This window comes from Paraburkholderia sp. SIMBA_030 (genome assembly GCF_046535245.1).
Lineage (GTDB): Bacteria > Pseudomonadota > Gammaproteobacteria > Burkholderiales > Burkholderiaceae > Paraburkholderia.
Genome location: NZ_JAWRXB010000698.1, coordinates 1 through 266 on the forward strand (window position 1 = coordinate 1; position 266 = coordinate 266).

At 62.4% G+C, this 266-nt stretch carries 1 protein-coding gene; it reads right to left on the reverse strand.

All coding sequences use genetic code 11. The features are described 5' to 3' along the window. Positions 1-8: 8 nt before the first annotated feature. Positions 9-266, reverse strand: a 258-nt coding sequence (locus SB772_RS41740; RefSeq protein ID WP_410838738.1) for a M24 family metallopeptidase, incomplete at its 5' end; no start/stop codon positions are given.

Consider the following 266-nt stretch of genomic DNA (forward strand, 5'->3'; position numbering starts at 1 on the left):
GCTTCGCGTCAGACAGACGACGGGCCGCTCGACGGCTCGGTAAACCAGTTGGCGCCGGTCTCCGACATGTAGATATGGTCTTCCAGGCGAACCCCGAACTTGCCGGGAAAGACGATCATAGGCTCGTTGGAAAAGCACATGCCAGCCGCCAGAGGCGTCTTGTTGCCGCGGACGATGAACGGTCCTTCGTGGATTTCGAGCCCCAGTCCGTGGCCCGCGCGGTGCGGCAGACCGGGCAGCTGATAATCCGGGCCTAGTCCATGGTT